The organism is Gracilibacillus ureilyticus (assembly GCF_900111195.1).
Lineage (GTDB): Bacteria > Bacillota > Bacilli > Bacillales > Amphibacillaceae > Gracilibacillus > Gracilibacillus ureilyticus.
Map to the genome: position 1 here is coordinate 136,584 of NZ_FOGL01000007.1, position 16,298 is coordinate 152,881.

Annotated in this window: 14 protein-coding genes; 13 read left to right on the forward strand and 1 reads right to left on the reverse strand. The window is 37.6% G+C overall.

The genetic code is table 11. The features are described from left to right. The first annotated feature begins 84 nt into the window (after positions 1 to 84). The 9 genes from BMW36_RS08955 to BMW36_RS08990 all read left to right on the forward strand — a co-directional run bounded on the left by BMW36_RS08955 (position 85) and on the right by BMW36_RS08990 (position 9,966). Positions 85 to 1,776, forward strand: coding sequence for a hypothetical protein (locus BMW36_RS08955; RefSeq protein ID WP_089740529.1), 1,692 nt, complete (start codon positions 85 to 87; stop codon positions 1,774 to 1,776). Positions 1,777 to 1,958: 182 nt separating this feature from the next. Further along, positions 1,959 to 2,159, forward strand: coding sequence for a cold-shock protein (locus BMW36_RS08960; protein ID WP_089740530.1), 201 nt, complete (start codon positions 1,959 to 1,961; stop codon positions 2,157 to 2,159). A 144-nt stretch (positions 2,160 to 2,303) separates the two neighbouring features. Beyond that, positions 2,304 to 3,737: a DEAD/DEAH box helicase gene (locus BMW36_RS08965; RefSeq protein ID WP_089740531.1), complete on the forward strand. Its 1,434-nt coding sequence runs from the start codon at positions 2,304 to 2,306 to the stop codon at positions 3,735 to 3,737. Positions 3,738 to 4,020: 283 nt separating this feature from the next. Further along, positions 4,021 to 6,000 (forward strand): methyl-accepting chemotaxis protein, encoded by a 1,980-nt coding sequence (locus BMW36_RS08970; RefSeq protein WP_089740532.1) that lies wholly within the window; start codon positions 4,021 to 4,023, stop codon positions 5,998 to 6,000. 164 nt (positions 6,001 to 6,164) lie between these two features. Next, positions 6,165 to 7,010, forward strand: coding sequence for an MBL fold metallo-hydrolase (locus tag BMW36_RS08975; RefSeq protein WP_089740533.1), 846 nt, complete (start codon positions 6,165 to 6,167; stop codon positions 7,008 to 7,010). A gap of 311 nt (positions 7,011 to 7,321) precedes the next feature. Next, positions 7,322 to 8,569, forward strand: a complete 1,248-nt coding sequence (locus BMW36_RS08980) for a hypothetical protein (RefSeq protein WP_089740534.1) — start codon at positions 7,322 to 7,324, stop codon at positions 8,567 to 8,569. 22 nt (positions 8,570 to 8,591) lie between these two features. Continuing rightward, positions 8,592 to 8,747, forward strand: a complete 156-nt coding sequence (locus BMW36_RS20335) for a hypothetical protein (RefSeq protein WP_175480392.1) — start codon at positions 8,592 to 8,594, stop codon at positions 8,745 to 8,747. A gap of 82 nt (positions 8,748 to 8,829) precedes the next feature. Continuing rightward, a complete protein-coding gene (locus BMW36_RS08985) occupies positions 8,830 to 9,045 on the forward strand; it encodes a KGG domain-containing protein (protein WP_089740535.1) in 216 nt (71 codons plus the stop codon). Positions 9,046 to 9,255: 210 nt separating this feature from the next. Continuing rightward, positions 9,256 to 9,966 carry a hypothetical protein gene (locus tag BMW36_RS08990; protein ID WP_089740536.1) on the forward strand — a complete coding sequence of 237 codons (711 nt, stop codon included), beginning with the start codon at positions 9,256 to 9,258 and terminating at the stop codon, positions 9,964 to 9,966. A gap of 192 nt (positions 9,967 to 10,158) precedes the next feature. On the opposite strand, the gene BMW36_RS08995 is transcribed toward BMW36_RS08990, so the two are convergent. After that, positions 10,159 to 11,115 (reverse strand): calcium/sodium antiporter, encoded by a 957-nt coding sequence (locus tag BMW36_RS08995; RefSeq protein ID WP_089740537.1) that lies wholly within the window; start codon positions 11,113 to 11,115, stop codon positions 10,159 to 10,161. Positions 11,116 to 11,316: 201 nt separating this feature from the next. On the opposite strand from BMW36_RS08995, the gene BMW36_RS09000 reads away from it, so the two are divergent. The 4 genes from BMW36_RS09000 (at position 11,317) to BMW36_RS09015 (ending at position 15,884) form a co-directional block, all read left to right on the forward strand. Then, the gene (locus BMW36_RS09000) at positions 11,317 to 11,637 is read left to right on the forward strand and encodes an ArsR/SmtB family transcription factor (RefSeq protein ID WP_089740538.1); all 321 of its coding nucleotides are present in this window, start codon (positions 11,317 to 11,319) and stop codon (positions 11,635 to 11,637) included. 11 nt (positions 11,638 to 11,648) lie between these two features. Next, positions 11,649 to 14,219: a heavy metal translocating P-type ATPase gene (locus BMW36_RS09005; RefSeq protein WP_089740539.1), complete on the forward strand. Its 2,571-nt coding sequence runs from the start codon at positions 11,649 to 11,651 to the stop codon at positions 14,217 to 14,219. A gap of 205 nt (positions 14,220 to 14,424) precedes the next feature. Continuing rightward, positions 14,425 to 14,616: a hypothetical protein gene (locus BMW36_RS09010; RefSeq protein WP_217640953.1), complete on the forward strand. Its 192-nt coding sequence runs from the start codon at positions 14,425 to 14,427 to the stop codon at positions 14,614 to 14,616. A gap of 287 nt (positions 14,617 to 14,903) precedes the next feature. Further along, the gene (locus tag BMW36_RS09015) at positions 14,904 to 15,884 is read left to right on the forward strand and encodes a tRNA dihydrouridine synthase (protein WP_089740541.1); all 981 of its coding nucleotides are present in this window, start codon (positions 14,904 to 14,906) and stop codon (positions 15,882 to 15,884) included. Positions 15,885 to 16,298 lie beyond the last annotated feature (414 nt).

The window sequence follows — 16,298 nt, forward strand, 5'->3', positions numbered from 1 at the left end:
ACTTGTATTAAGATATGGATTTATGGATGAGTTTGGTATAATTAAAGAGGGGATTATAAATCTACATAGAAGAGGCGATACAAAATGAAAGCGCATACTGATGTGGTGGAAAGTGACAGAACGAGGCTAAATGCAGTGATTGAATTTTGTGATAATGTATTAGAGAATGGCAGGGATAACTACAGAAAGAATCCCGTCCCATTGTTTAGTGATGGAATAAACATCGATACAGGGGAGCATATAACCTGGAACTTCTGTGATACGGGTGAGGCGGTTATATCCAATATGGCAACACAGCAAAATCTATTCAGAACTTTAACCTCACTAAGCTATCTACTGGATGAACCGGTGTATAAAGAAGCAGCAAAAGATTCGATCCGGTACCACTTTGATCATTTAGTTGATAAAAGTGGATTATTACAATGGGGTGGCCACAAGTTTATTGATTTGAAAACACTAAATGCAGTTGGTCCCGTGGAGAAAGAGTATGTTCATGAATTAAAAAACTGCTTGCCATATTATGATTTAATGTATGAAGTGAATCCAGAAGCAACAAAAAAATTTATCGAAGCATTCTGGAATGCGCATGTATATGACTGGGATGATTTAGACGTTGGAAGACATGGCAGATATGGTCTTGAAGTTGACCATGTTTGGGACCATGAGTTAGTCCAGCGTCCATCATTTAGGGAATCATTAGGTCTGTCTTTTATTAATACAGGAAATGATCTTATTTATGCAGCAGCAAGCCTATATCGATTAAGCGGGGATAAAGGGGCATTGAAGTGGGCAAAACATCTCGCTTATCAATTTGTTTCAGCAAGAGACGAAAATACAGGCCTTGGGGCATATCAATTTACACAGCCAAAAAAAGTAGAAGAGCCTGGTGAGGATAAGAGGACGTTAAGCAAGTATGGAGATAGGGCTCAGCGCCAATTCGGACCTGAATTTGGAGACATAGCTATAGAAGCCCGGATGCTGAGAGCAGGTGGTGCCAGTTCCATTTATGGCAGAAATGCTCTCATGCAGTTGCAAATTGCCGGTGAAATTGGAGAGGATGGAAGAGATATTCTCGATTGGACTTATAAAGGATTAATCAGTTTTGCTAAGTATGCCTATATTCCGGAAACTAACTCTTTCCGCACAATGTTTACAGACGGGACAGAACTTACAGGTTATGTGTTAAAAAGAGATGGATACTATGGAAAAGCGGGCAGTGAGTTGAAAAGTTATTTTGCTCATTGCGGATACCTGTTGTCTTATTCGAGAGCATTTCTCGAAACCGGAGATACCGATCTCTGGGAAATGGCCCGGAGTATTGCAAAAGGTAACGGCTTTGGGGACCTCGGAATAAAACCGGGCGAAGGAATGAATGTAAATCTCCAGACAGACTGTTCAGATCCTATCGCACTTTTTGCTGTACTGGATCTTTATAAAGCTGCCAAATGTGAAGAATATCTAAACTTAGGTAGAGCCATTGCAAATAACATATTTAAGCGAAGCTTCCATAAGGGTTATTTTACAGGAGATGCAAGCAAAGTGAATGCTAAATTTGATGCCCTTGAACCGTTTGCTTTAATTTCTTTGCAGGCGGCTATTGAAGATAAGTTAGAGATGATTCCTGATTTTGTGAATGGGGCTGGCTTTATATCTGGAAATTACTTATTTCCAGACGGTACAGTTGAAACAGTTTTTGATTGGGAATTATACCATTTAAAGAGAGGAGAGAGTATAGAAGCATTAATTAAAGGAAGCGGATTGCCTGATGGAAATTAATTTAAACATTTCTCCAAAAATTACTTGCAATTACAAATCTTTTCTGTTATTCTAAGAAAGAATTATTTTTGTTCGGTAAAGTTTGAGAGGCAAGAGTAAGTTTTACACTTTTCACCTTTTATCAGGATTGAGCAATGATAGTATTAAACAGTGGAGATAATTCCACACAGGAGGAAACAAATATGCAACAAGGTACAGTTAAATGGTTTAACGCGGATAAAGGATTCGGTTTTATTGAAGTAGAAGGTGGCGAAGACTTATTCGTACATTTCTCAGCAATTCAAGGTGATGGGTTTAAAACTTTAGATGAAGGCCAGGCAGTTACATTTGATGTAGAAGAAGGCCAACGCGGACCTCAAGCGACTAATGTTAATAAAGCATAATGATTAAAGGGCTCTTTTAAAGAGTCCTTTTCTTTTTTGTATATGGAAACGGAAAAAGCAGGTCTGTGCTTCGATCTGTCTTCGAATATATAGTATGGAATGGGCGAATATTATAAATAAATCTAAAATAAATGAGGGTAGGAAATGACCAATTTTGAAAGTTATCAGTTAAGTAATGAAATTAAAAAAGCTCTGGATGTATTGAAATTTAATGAGCCTACTAAAGTACAGAGTGAAGTTATTCCTCAAGTGCTGAAAGGTCAGGATCTGATAGTAAAATCACAAACAGGAAGCGGGAAAACAGCCGCATACGCCATCCCGGTATGTGAAAAAGTAGTATGGGAAGAAAATAAACCTCAGGCATTAGTTCTCACTCCAACAAGAGAGCTGGCTGTCCAGGTTCGGGAAGATATAACAAACATCGGCAGGTTTAAGCGAATTAAAGCTTTGGCTCTTTACGGCAGGGAACCATTTACAATTCAGAAAGATGAATTAAAGCAAAAAACACACATAGTAGTTGGAACACCAGGACGGTTAATAGACCATATTGAACAGGGGACGTTGGATTTAAGCGATATTAAATATCTCGCCATTGATGAAGCGGATGAAATGTTACGAATGGGGTTCATTGATGAGGTAGAATCAATTATTAAGGAAGTGCCAGGAAACAGAGTGACAATGCTTTATTCTGCAACATTGCCTAAAGAAATTGAGAGCCTGTGCCATAAATATATGAAAGATCCCATTAATATAGAGATTACTACAGATACAGCAAGCCATATTCAGCACAGTATAATAAATGTGAAAAGTGAAGCAAAAATGGATCTGCTAAAAGATGTGACGGTTGTGGAAAATCCGGATAGCTGTATTATCTTTTGCAATACTCAAGAAAAAGTGAATGAAGTGTGGACAGAATTGGAACAATCCAATTACACCTGTGAACAGATTCACGGCGGATTGGAACAAGAGAAGCGCTTTTCTGTAATGGAAGGCTTTAAAGCAGGGGATTTCCGCTATCTAGTAGCAACAGATGTGGCAGCAAGAGGAATAGATGTTGATAACGTCTCTCTTGTGATTAATTTTGATGTGCCAAAGGAAAAAGAAAGCTATGTGCATCGGACGGGAAGAACAGGGCGTGCCGGCAATAAAGGAAAAGCAGTTACTTTAGCAGCTGACTTCGAAATGAAATACGTGAAGCCAATTGAGAAATATATAGGTTTTGAGCTGCAGCAAAGGAATGTTCCTAAGGACGAAGAAATAAGAAATGCAAAAACTACATTTGAGGAAAAAATGAGCGAACGACGTGTTGTGAGAAATAATAGAACAGCAAGAATAAATCAGGATATAATGAAGCTCCACTTTAATGGTGGGAAAAAGAAGAAAATACGTGCGGTCGATCTCGTTGGAACGATTTCCAATATACCAAATGTAACAGCAGATGACATCGGAATTATCAGCATTAAAGATAACTGGTCCTATGTAGATATTCTGAATGGGAAGGGTTCCTTAGTGCTGGAGGCAATGGAACATACCACTATAAAAGGTAAAAAACTAAAAGTCACTAAGGCAAAGAAGTAGTACTCCAAGCCTGATCTGTTGATTGTGATATGACTATCCGCTTATATTGAAAAGGTTGAAACATTGGACACAATGAGTATAATTGCTTATTATGGGTAAGTGTCGTTTGAATAAATGGTAAAAAAACACTATATTTTATACGATATAGCACCTGCAATTATTTATATCGATCATTTAGCCTTTTCCATTGTTTAATATATCAAATGGACTACTCCTATATTGTGGGGTAGTTTTCATTTTTTATATACAAAATTAGAGAAAAAATATAAGTTGGGGGATTAATATGCATAAGTTTAAGACTGTATTAGAAATAAAGAATTGGAGACTAAGAACAAAACTGTTTGTATCCATATTATTAATTTTGTTAGTACCAAGTATTGTTATTGGAAGTAGTTCTTATCAGAAAGCACAAACAGTGTTAGGGGAATACATCCTTGAAAGTGCCTCACAAAGTGTAGATCTTATAAATGAGGAAATTAATAATACATTGGAACCAAAAATTCATGATTTAACATACCTTACTAACACAATCAATCGCGGGATGTATGAGGAAAATGAAGTTACGGAAAAATTAAATCAATACATAGAATTGCATCCTGAAGTTGCTGCAGTATATGCGGGAGCGGATACAGGAGAATTATTCATGGAGCCGGCCCAGACATTACCTGATGATTTTGATCACAGAGAGCGTTCATGGTATCAGGAGGCTCTGTCTAATGGAGGCGAAGCAGTCATTACAGAGCCGTATATCGATGAAGCAACACAGAAAATGGTGATTACCATTGCCCAGACAATCAACGATGGCTCCGGAGTTATCGGGATGGATATAAGGTTAACTGATTTGGAGAGTATTACGAACGAAATTGCCATCGGTGAAGAAGGGTATGTTTTTTTGCTAGATCAAAACCATAGATATCTCGTTCATCCAACAGAGGAACAGAATACAGAACCGACAGGCGATTGGACAAATATCGTTTTTAATCAGAATAATGGGAATTTCTCCTACTTGTTTAATGGGGAACAAAAAGAAATGATCTTCACGACTAATGATTTGACCGGATGGAAAATATCCGGAACGCTGTACACCAGTGAACTAGAGGAAGCCTCTTCTGGCATTCTGACTACGACATTAATTGTAATTGCTGCAGCAGTAATTATTGGTCTGCTTATTATCATTTTAATAATACGTTCCATTACCAAACCAATTCATTCATTAACAACGAGTGTAGAGAGAATTAGTAAAGGTGACTTAACAGAAAATTTAACGGTAGAATCAAAGGATGAAATTGGTCAGTTAGTTTCAGGTGTGAAAAAAATGCAGCAAAGTCTAAGAGAAATAATTTTAAATGTAAGTAAAGCATCAGAGCATTTAACTGGTCAAAGTGAAGAGTTAACACAGTCAGCGAACGAAGTGAAAACAGGAACGCAGCAAATTGCTACAACAATGCAGGAACTGGCAGGAGGTTCTGAGACGCAAGCTGACAATGCAGGTGAACTCTCCAATGTAATGGATTCCTTCGCTGCACAAATGTACGAAGCAAATGAAAATGGAGAAGAGGTCCACCATTCCTCTAATAATATGCTAGGTATAATAGAGGAAGGCAGCCAACTGATGGAAAGCTCTGTAAAACAGATGGCCAAAATCGATAATATCGTTAAAACAGCTGTAAACAGGGTACAAAAGTTAGATACCCAATCACAGGAAATAACGAAATTAGTGTCTGTTGTAAAAGACATATCTGAACAAACCAATCTCCTTGCTTTAAATGCAGCAATTGAAGCAGCACGCGCCGGTGAACATGGAAAAGGATTTGCTGTTGTTGCTGATGAAGTACGGAAGCTTGCCGAACAAGTTGGTGAATCTGTTACAGATATTACGACAATTGCAGTGAACATTCAGAAGGAATCCAACGGTGTTGTGGAATCACTTCAGGATGGATATCAGCAGGTAGAAAAAGGAACTGATCAGATAAAGACTACTGGAAAAGCATTTTACGAAATTAACCAGTCTGTTGAGCAGATGGTGGAAAAGATTAGTAAGGTTATCGACCGATTGGCATCAATGACATCAAATAGCCAGGAAATAAATGCATCAATTGAAGAAATAGCCTCAGTTTCGGAAGAATCGGCAGCAGGTATTGAACAGACTTCTGCTTCCGCACAACAGGCCAGCGGAGCTATGGAGGAAGTCGCAAACAGTTCTGACAGGCTTGCGAATCTGGCAGAAGAATTAAATAATAATATTAAGCAATTTAAATTATAGTTATTGGTTTGTGAGTAAAGGATAGTCAGTGTGGCTATCCTTTTAATTTTAACCAAAGTGCAATTTAACGGTGAACTTTACAGAAAATGTTTAAAAAAAACAATATGTGAAAAGATATCTGTGTACAGTTTGATAGTTTTTTTAAAAAAGGAGGAGTTTAATAAATGGGTAAAGAAATGAATTACGGAGAGGATTATAAATCCATTCCAGCTACATCAATCAGTAGTGGTATGGGAATAAGTGTTTTGCCTGATTTGTATTGTCACACGATTCAGATAGTTAATATACATTTAGTCGGAGATCCAGAAACAGGAGATTTTGTTCTTGTAGATGCCGGGATGCCTGATTCAGCCGATGAGATTATTTCTGTCATTGAAGAACGTTTTGGCAAAGAGAGCCGTCCTAAGGCGATTATATTAACACATGGACATTTTGATCATGTTGGTTCAATTATAGAATTAATTAATCATTACAATATTCCTGTTTATGCCCATGAATTAGAACTTCCTTTTTTAACCGGAGTAAAACGTTATCCTGAACCAGATTCAACAGTAGAAGGCGGAATGGTTGCCAAGATGTCAAAAATGTTTCCAAATGAGCCCATCAATTTAGGAAATAATGTGGAAATGCTCCCTGCTGATGGCAGTATTCCGCACATGCCTGGGTTTAAATGGATTCATACCCCAGGTCATACGCCAGGACATGTCTCTCTTTTCCGTGAAATGGACGGAGCATTGATTGTTGGCGACGCATTTGTCACGGTAAAACAAGATGAGCTTTACAAGGTAATCACACAAAAACAGGAGATTAACGGGCCCCCAAGATATCTCACGACTGATTGGCATGCTGCGAAGGAATCAGTTAAGAAATTGGCAGCACTCCGACCGCAAGCTGCTGTTACAGGACACGGGTTACCAATGACCGGTGAGACGTTATCAGAAAGCCTTGACAAACTAGTGCGTGATTTTGATAAGATTGCCGTTCCAGATCATGGTAAATATATAAATTAATCTCAAAATCGTTTGCTAGAAGCAAGTATAAACAATGAAGACAATTTATTTTTAATTAAAAGCCATAAGCCAATAATACAAAAATATTGGTTTATGGCTATTTTCTTTACATAATATTTTTACAGAGTTTTTGTTTGAATAATTTAGCCTTAGTAGGAACGTCAATAGTCAAAAGGGGTGTCTTTTTACTAGATGAAATTGTAAGTCGTGTGGGTTTGCAATATTGATTGCTGAACTATATGGTGTCTCTGCCTTTTATAGTTTGAATAACAGGTTCTAAGGATAAACAACTAATATGGGAGGGTGGTGCGATGACTGCAGAAGTAGTAATCATGAACAAACAAGGTATGGCACTTGCGGCAGACAGTGCGATTACTCGCGAAGATGTCAAAAAAGTATATAATACTGCAAACAAGCTTTTCTCCTTATCGGAGGAACAGCCGGTAGGAATTATGGTATATGGTGCAGCTTCTTTCATGGAGATTCCCTGGGAAGTCATCATTAAATCCTATCGTAAATATGTGGGGGAAAGGACTTTTTCTACCTTACAGCAATACATGGATGATTTTTTGGATTTTCTCCGTCATGATGACAGATTTAAGAACCCACAAACGGAAGAAGTTATTATTTACAGAACTTTCTCAGGGATATTAAAACAGATTGTACGTGAAATTGATGCTGATATTAACCAACGTGAAGAAGAGGCGACCAACAATACGGTGCTGCAATTAATGGAGCAATACATTGATGAAAATATTGATTTATATCAGAAGAAGGATAAAGTCATCGAAGAATTAAATTTCATTGATTTTGAGGAGAATTACAGGAAGGTTATCTCTGAAATCGAAGAGGATTTAATTTCGTTTGAAATAACAGAAACATTGAAAGAAAAACTTATGAAACTAGCCTATGAGGCAGTTAAAAGTAATTACTTCAGTTTAGGCAGCAGCGGCTTTGTAATTGCAGGCTATGGAGAAAAAGATCTGTTCCCGCATTTGCTGAATTACCGTCTCGAAGGATTTGTTCTTAGTCAACTGAAATATACAAAAGAACTGGAAAAACAGATCAGTTATACTAATCAGCAGCTGGACGGGACAGCGGCTGTTGTGCCTTTTGCTCAGAAAGAAATGATTGACTCATTTATGGGTGGCATTGAACCGCTCATGCAGGATGCAATCTTTAATATTGTTGAAAAAGTACTAACTGACTATCCTGCTCAGATTCAAAAGCATGTAGATATCTCCTTTTCCAAAGATCATGTTTCAGCAATAGAAAAACTGGGTAAAGATGTATATCATTCTATTAATGATGCTGTATGGGAGTATAAACAAAGTAATTATATTGAACCGCTGTTAAGTATTGTACGCTCCTTGCCAAAAGAGGACCTCGCAGATATGGCTGAAACGTTGATTAACTTAACTTCCTTCAAGAGAAGAGTAAGCAGTGTTACAGAGTCTGTAGGTCCACCTGTTGATGTTGCGATTATTACAAAGGGAGACGGATTTGTATGGCGGAAAAGAAAGAATTTCATAAATAACGAATTGAACGCCAGACTTTAAAAGGAAAAGGGTGATATCAGTGGTGTTAAAAGAATCTAGCGGGAAAAAGAAATTTTTCAATTTGCCGAAAGAAGACGAGATACACTTTACCCTGGAAGAGAAAGAGAAAGAAGAAAAAGAACAGGTAGTAAATAAGGTCTTTCAGGAACTGGATAAAAAGTACCAAAATGACAAGTAATTAATAAATTTGCGTTTAGTATAGATTTATAGTGGTAGACAAGTAATGTAAGCAAGAAAAAATTCTAAGGAGGTAGATTTAAATGGCTAAAAACAATAACAACAAGATGAGTCGTTCAGAAGCAGGACAAAAAGGCGGTAACAAAACTGCTCGCGAGCACGATCAGGAATTCTTCGAAGAAATTGGACAAAAAGGCGGAAAAGCTACTTCCCGAAACCATGATAAGGAATTTTTTGAGGAAATTGGCCGTAAAGGCGGAAAAAGAAGTAATGGCGGACAAGGAAGTAACAATTCTTAATTAAAGAAAAACTGATTTTTTCCCTATAGAAAACAAACCCTATAGGAGGCCATTATTTAAATGGCACTCTTATAGGGTTGTTTTTTTTATTCTTCTCAAACCCATTTCGGTTGGTACTATGTCTAAACATCCTCTGTTTTCATGCATATAGTGTAAGAAGACTGAAGTGTTGTTATGTACATACGGTCTGACTGGAGGCGAGGTTGCATTGTGGGAAATGGAGATATCATCTTTAATAAAAAGACTTCTACAGCGATAGTTAAAATTAACCAATGCTGTGACTGGCAGGGTTTTATGTATAACAGTAAGGGGTGGCATTATTTATGCGAGACAATGAGGCAATTTGGGAAAAATCCCGGGATTACATACCGGGATTCCATTTTGTTTGCCTATTATAATAATTTTCAACCTGTTTCTTTATTAGATAGCCTGTTTTACAGTAGCAAAAACAGAAAAAAGTTAAAGAGCAAGTGTGATCCCCTTCCATGGGAAAAGGCATTTCATTTAGAGTTTAAAAATAATCAGCATTTTGGCCCTAGTAGTAATAATTTTGGGGAGAGAGAATTTCGTCGGATTAAATCAGTTTATAAAACAATGAAGCGGAATGGTTATCGTCCAGAGAAATATACGGATGGTTATATCAGAGGATATTTTCTCCAAAAAAAGGAGGATTACTGTTTTTTAGTTACAGGAGGACAGCACCGGATTGCAGCCTTAGCAGTATTAGGACAGGAACATAAAAAAATCATTGTGAAATTACAACCGGGGCGAAAACCGGTAGTAAATCTGAAAGATGTGAGCAAGTGGCCCCAAGTAGCTAACGGGTTATATAAAAGGGAAATGGCAATAAAGATTCTCAAGTCCTATTTCAGAAATACGGGAAGGGAAAGAGCAGAGAAGCTGGGAATCCTGAAAAAATAAAACGAATCCGCCTTAATTCTTTCGAGATGAATTTGCAACGCTGTTTTTACCGATAAGAGTGTATATCTGAAAAGGATCCGTGAACAATTTAGTAAAACTGTGAAGAAATCAGGTAGAAATAATGTTTGATAACAGCTTCCCCTTAAATTTTAATTAGGATTTATGGGGAAGCTGTTAAATTTCTTCTTATAGTCAATTCCGGAAAATAATAAATATCAGGTAAGCAATGTAGATGAGCACTAAAATAGCGCCTTCGATCTTGGAAATTTTGTAATCGGTTCTTGATATAATGATAAGTAAAATGGTGGCAGCAATCATTAGCCAAATATCAAGGAATATTTTTGAATCGACAGCTAAAGGATGAATAGTTGCCGAAGCACCTAATATGAAAAATATATTGAAAATATTGCTGCCAATTATATTACCTAGAGCAATCTCTGTCTGTTTCTTCAAGGCTGCTGTTACGGAAGTGACTAATTCTGGAAGAGAGGTTCCTATTGCAACTATAGTCAAGCCAACAAGAGTTTCACTCATCCCAAGTGAAAGAGCAATATCTATACTGTTTTCGACTACAAGGTTACCTCCAAATACAATACCAGCAAGACCTCCTACCGTAAATATAAGGTTCTTTATCCAAGAGGTATTTACTGTTTCAGAAGGGGTGTTATCCAGGTTATCTCGATTGTTCTTCGCTATCTCAAATAGATAGTAAAGAAAGACAGCAAAGAAAAGCAGTAATAGCAAACCTTCCGTTCTTGTTACCATATTGATTTCTGAGTATTGCAGCTTTACATCACTTATCAAAAGGAGCAATGCTGTAGCTCCCAACAAAGCAAATGGTATTTCTTTTCTAACTGTTTCACTCTTAACTGCAAGAGGAAAGACTATTGCGGTAATTCCTAAAATGAGGGTGGTATTTAAAATGTTGCTCCCAACAACATTTCCAATCGCTACATCACTATTTCCTTCCAAAGCGGAAATGAAACTGACTGAAGCTTCTGGTGCACTCGTTCCAAATGCTACGATTGTCAGGCCGATTATCATTGGAGACACTTTAAGAGCGGTTGCTATTTTTGAGGCCCCTTCAACAAAATAATCAGCACCTTTAATCAGGAGGGCGAATCCTATCAACAATAACAGGTAGGTCATATGGTCAATTTCACCTCATTTAAAATTTCCTGGACGTTAACTAGAGTTTACTACAGCCGATCGAATTAATTCAAACAAATGTGTGCTCTTGTAGACTAAAAAGGAATAAATGATAAAATGAGCTTTGACACACATATTAGATTTTGCTAATATGATAACATCATAACATATTAGCAAAATCTAATATATCAGGAGGAAATAATGGTTAAAGTTGATGTAGATATAAAGGTGAAATTTTTGCATGGATTTTCTCATAAGACCCGAATTCAAATACTGGAATGTATAAAAGACAGTGAAAAAACAGTTTCACAAATTGTTGATGAGATCGATGGAAATCAATCGAACATTTCTCAGCATCTGGCATGTTTAAAAGGGTGTGGGTTAATTGTAGGCAGACAGCAAGGAAAATATATGTACTATAGTTTGCGTAATCAACAGATTCGCGAATTACTGTCAATGTTTGATGACGTATTAGCAGAAGTTCAAACTCACGTTGCATCCTGTGATAATCATATAGTTTAGGAGGAACGCAGATGTCAGATAAATGCTGCAGTTCAAATACAAATGAACAGAGTAAAATTACTCCAGGAGAACAAGGGTGTTGTAAAAGTAGTAGTGGAGAAGGAGAACCAGCAAGTACAAATGATGCAGGGAGTTGCTGTAGCAGTTCACAAAATGAAATACAAACAGCTGGTGTAAGCTCATCATGTTGCAGTAGCGGGAATGATAGCCAAAATGAAATTGTACAGAATGCAACCTGCTGTAGTAACAATTCGATTGAATCCTCTTTTCAGTGTGAAAAAGCTGAATACAAAATTTTTGGCATGGATTGCCCTTCTTGTGCATTGACAATAGAAAAAGGATTAAGCAGGCTAGGTGAATTTCAAGAGGTAAAGGTCAATTACAACACTGCAAAACTAAAAGTAACAGGGAGCGCTAACACCTCTTTTGATCACGTAATAAGTACTGTCCAGAAGCTTGGTTTTACAGCGGAACCAATAAAGCAAAACAAAAATGTAAGGACCTTCAATGTCGAGGGGATGGATTGTGGAAGTTGTGCGAAAAGTATAGAAAATCATCTAAATACTATCCCGGAAGTGAAGAGTGTAACCGTAAGTTTTTCTACCGGAAAAATGAAAGTGGAGCATGACAATAAAGTAGAGGAAATCGTTAAAGAGGTTTCTAAGCTTGGTTACAGAGCATCGTTAATGGAGAACAAAACCAAATTGGATGAAACTGCTAAATCAAATAGTGAATATCGCTCCATTATTTTATCTGGTATGTTAATTGCTCTTGGTTTTATTGGCTCATACACGGTATTATCACCAATCGTTTCCGCAATGTTATATGCCTTGGCTATAATCCTTAGTGGATATAAACCAGTAAAAAGTGCTTACTATGCAATAAAAAGTCGCTCATTAGATATGAATGTGCTTATGTCTGCTGCCGTCATTGGTGCTGCATTAATTGGTGAATGGTTTGAGGGTGCAACTGTAGTGTGGCTGTTCGCCTTAGGTACTGCCCTGCAAAACAGATCGATCGAGCAAACCAGAAAATCGATTCGCAATTTAATGGATCTTGCACCATCAGAAGCATGGATTAAAGATGGTACAGAGCTTGTGAAAAAGCCTGTAGAAGAAGTTTCAGTTGGAGAAATTGTGGTGATTAAACCCGGTGACAGAATTCCCTTAGACGGTAACATTATCCATGGGGAAACAAGTGTTAACCAGGCACCTATTACTGGTGAATCTATTCCGGTTGATAAATTATCAGGAGATACTGTTTATGCCGGAACCATCAATGAAAGTGGTTCAATTGAAGTCAAAGTGACAAAGCTTGTTGAGGACACGGCCATTTCTAAAATCATTCATTTAGTAGAAGAAGCACAGGAACAAAAAGCACCAACTCAAGCTTTTATCGATAAGTTTGCTGGTATTTATACACCTGTTGTATTTGTTTTCGCATTAGTTGTTATTATTTTTCCGCCATTATTAGGTATGGGGAGTTGGGGAGAATGGATCTATAAAGGCCTGGAATTATTAGTAGTTGCGTGTCCCTGCGCCTTAGTCATTTCTACACCTGTAGCAATTGTATCTGCAATCGGGAATGCGGCAAAGAACGGAGTATTAATAAAAGGTGGGACATTTTTAGAGAAAGCTGGCAGAATAAAAGCAATTGCTTTTGATAAAACAGGAACCTTAACAGAGGGGAGACCAAAAGTTTCTCACTTAAAAGCACTTGCAGCTTCAGAGGAAGAGTTAATCTCGATCGCATTAACTTTAGAAAATTACTCTACTCATCCGATTGCCAAGACAATTGTATCTTATGCCAAAGACAAAGGTATTCAAGAAAAAAATGGACAGTTATATAAAAGTATCGTCGGTAAGGGTGTTCAGGCAACGATTGATGGAGAGATTTATTACGCAGGAAATGTCAAATTATTTGAGGAGCTAAATGTCCCGTTAAGTTCTATTCAGAAAGAATTACAAAAAATACAAAGCGAAGGAAAAACAGTTGTTATTGTCGGTACAAGTACTGAATTATTAGGTGTTATTTCCGTTTCCGATACCATTCGAGAAACAACCGTTAAAGCCCTGAATGGTTTGAAACATGTTGGAATAGATGAGGTAGTCATGTTAACAGGAGATAATGAAGGCACTGCAAAAATGATAGCTAAAGAGGCAAATGTCAGCCGCTTCTTTGCTGAATTATTACCAGAAGATAAAGTAGATGCAATCAAACGGCTGCAGCAGGAAGGCTATAAAGTAGCGATGGTAGGTGATGGAATTAATGACGCACCGGCACTGGCCACATCTGACTTAGGAATCGCGATGGGCGGGGCAGGAACTGATACCGCAATGGAAACTGCAGATATTGTGTTAATGGCAGATAATCTGGAAAAACTGCCATATACAGTGAAATTAAGCAGAAAAGCGTTAACGATTATTAAACAAAATATCTGGTTTTCTATCATTGTCAAATTCATCGCATTAGTTCTTATATTTCCAGGCTGGCTTACACTTTGGATGGCCGTACTAAGTGATACAGGTGCAGCAGTGATTGTTATATTAAATGCTTTACGTCTTTTAAGAGTGAAAGAATAATGGTGGATGGCTGTTCTTATTAATAGAGCAGCTTTTCCGCGATCAATGTCCCTTTGCTTTTAATGATTGGTCGAGGTGTTTATGGACATAATTAAATACAGGTAAAATTTTATCTGAATATTTGGTTAGCTTCTGATTGGCTGAATCCTGTATAAATTGTCCCTGATAATGGTTAAGACCATAATTGCTCCAAAATCTTTGCGGTATGAAAAGGTTTGCTAATAGTACGGGGGGTGCAGATAAACCACTGCTGATTAGTGAGATAGGAGCTAGCGCAATCTATGGACACAGGAAAAATAATCAGGAAAAGTGGACAGAAGAATACCAGCAGATAGCATTATCTGAACAAGTAACGTCCATTTTAGCTGATCAAGATTTAAGTGGTGTGATTAGCTAGCAGTATGCAGATTGCAGGGTAGATAGTGGATGGTTTCGTGATATTTAATGCAGAATCGCTTATGAAGAGAAGAAAATGATACGGCATCAGCGAGATTGCTGAAGCCGTATCATTTCATCTGTAGCTTTTACAAAGAAAAGGAATTTTGAACTTTTTCTCTCCAATAGTTTGATAAAAAGTATCTAAGCATGGTATAAATATAAAAGAAGCAAAGAGATCTTTGCTTTTTATTTTGGTGGGCTAATCATGTTTTGTACCTGATAGCCTCGGTAATGAGGGATTTGAAAATGACAGAAAACTTTTGGCGTGATTTACCACGACCGTTTTTTATACTTGCACCAATGGAAGATGTAACAGATGTTGTTTTTCGCCATGTAGTGAGCGAAGCAGGTCGACCGGATGTATTTTTTACAGAATTTACAAACACGGAAAGCTATTGTCATCCAAACGGACATCAGAGTGTGCGTGGAAGATTGACTTTTACAGAAGATGAACAACCGATGGTCGCACACATATGGGGTGATAAACCTGAACTGTTTCGACAAATGAGTATTGGAATGGCGAAAGAAGGTTTTCGCGGTGTGGATATCAATATGGGATGTCCTGTTCAGAATGTGGCAGCAAACGGGAAGGGATGCGGTCTTATCCGCCGTCCGGAAGTTGCAGCAGAACTGATACAGGCAGCAAAAGCAGGAGGATTGCCTGTAAGTGTGAAAACAAGGCTAGGTTACACTGAAGTTGATGAATGGCGTGACTGGCTTACACACATATTGAAACAGAATATCGTTAATTTATCTATTCATCTGCGTACAAAGAAGGAAATGAGTAAGGTTGACGCTCATTGGGAACTAATCCCGGAGATAAAGAAACTTCGTGATGAAGTAGCACCAGATACCCTATTAACAATTAACGGTGATATCCCTGATCGTGAAACTGGATTGAAGCTCGTTGAACAGTACGGTGTTGATGGGGTGATGATTGGGCGTGGTATTTTTACCAATCCATTTGCTTTTGAAAAAGAGCCGAGAGAGCATACAAGTAAGGAACTGCTTGATTTATTAAGGCTGCACCTTGATCTTTTTGATAAATATTCTCAAACAGAACCTAGACTGTTTAAGCCGCTGCGTCGCTTTTTTAAGATATATGTTCGCGGGTTTAGAGGGGCGAGTGAACTTAGGAACCAATTGATGGAAACTGTGTCAACTGATGAAGTTCGTACATTGCTTGATAAATTTGAGTCAAAGAATGTTGTTGAAACTGGAAAATAGAATGAGTTTCAGCTGGTTTTAAGTTAGAGCAGTCTATCCTTACAGCAGGAGTGAAAAACTAACAATATAGCACGGCAAAAATAATAAAAGCACTCACAGAGGTTCCAATACTGTGAGTGCTTTTTTTCTTAGATAAGAGATCTTGCTGCAATTATCACATAGTGAAAGCATGTAATAATCAAATGATCAGAATCTCATCTTCAGTTTACTGATTCAGTAAATATTGATAATGTAAAAATGCTTTTGTTTGTTCTTCGTTAGTTGCCTGTGGTGTAAAGTCCCATCCCACTCTCATAATATAATCTGCATATTTTTTGTTGTAAAGCCACCTCAATATGTGCAGTTCTCATACTTCATCATCATAGCTGATTTCTGAAAGCCATGGCTTCCGGAAAAAGGAGAGCGAAGTAGTTC

What these genes read in the sequence shown, in the direction of transcription:
- BMW36_RS08970 (WP_089740532.1), top strand. Translation starts at nt 4,021, where the DNA reads ATGCATAAGTTTAAGACTGTATTAGAAATAAAGAATTGGAGACTAAGA.
- BMW36_RS09010 (WP_217640953.1), top strand. Translation starts at nt 14,425, where the DNA reads ATGAAAAGGTTTGCTAATAGTACGGGGGGTGCAGATAAACCACTGCTG.
- BMW36_RS08980 (WP_089740534.1), top strand. Translation starts at nt 7,322, where the DNA reads ATGACTGCAGAAGTAGTAATCATGAACAAACAAGGTATGGCACTTGCG.
- BMW36_RS09015 (WP_089740541.1), top strand. Translation starts at nt 14,904, where the DNA reads ATGACAGAAAACTTTTGGCGTGATTTACCACGACCGTTTTTTATACTT.
- BMW36_RS09000 (WP_089740538.1), top strand. Translation starts at nt 11,317, where the DNA reads ATGGTTAAAGTTGATGTAGATATAAAGGTGAAATTTTTGCATGGATTT.
- BMW36_RS08960 (WP_089740530.1), top strand. Translation starts at nt 1,959, where the DNA reads ATGCAACAAGGTACAGTTAAATGGTTTAACGCGGATAAAGGATTCGGT.
- BMW36_RS08995 (WP_089740537.1), bottom strand. Translation starts at nt 11,115, where the DNA reads ATGACCTACCTGTTATTGTTGATAGGATTCGCCCTCCTGATTAAAGGT.
- BMW36_RS08955 (WP_089740529.1), top strand. Translation starts at nt 85, where the DNA reads ATGAAAGCGCATACTGATGTGGTGGAAAGTGACAGAACGAGGCTAAAT.
- BMW36_RS08965 (WP_089740531.1), top strand. Translation starts at nt 2,304, where the DNA reads ATGACCAATTTTGAAAGTTATCAGTTAAGTAATGAAATTAAAAAAGCT.
- BMW36_RS08985 (WP_089740535.1), top strand. Translation starts at nt 8,830, where the DNA reads ATGGCTAAAAACAATAACAACAAGATGAGTCGTTCAGAAGCAGGACAA.
- BMW36_RS08975 (WP_089740533.1), top strand. Translation starts at nt 6,165, where the DNA reads ATGGGTAAAGAAATGAATTACGGAGAGGATTATAAATCCATTCCAGCT.
- BMW36_RS09005 (WP_089740539.1), top strand. Translation starts at nt 11,649, where the DNA reads ATGTCAGATAAATGCTGCAGTTCAAATACAAATGAACAGAGTAAAATT.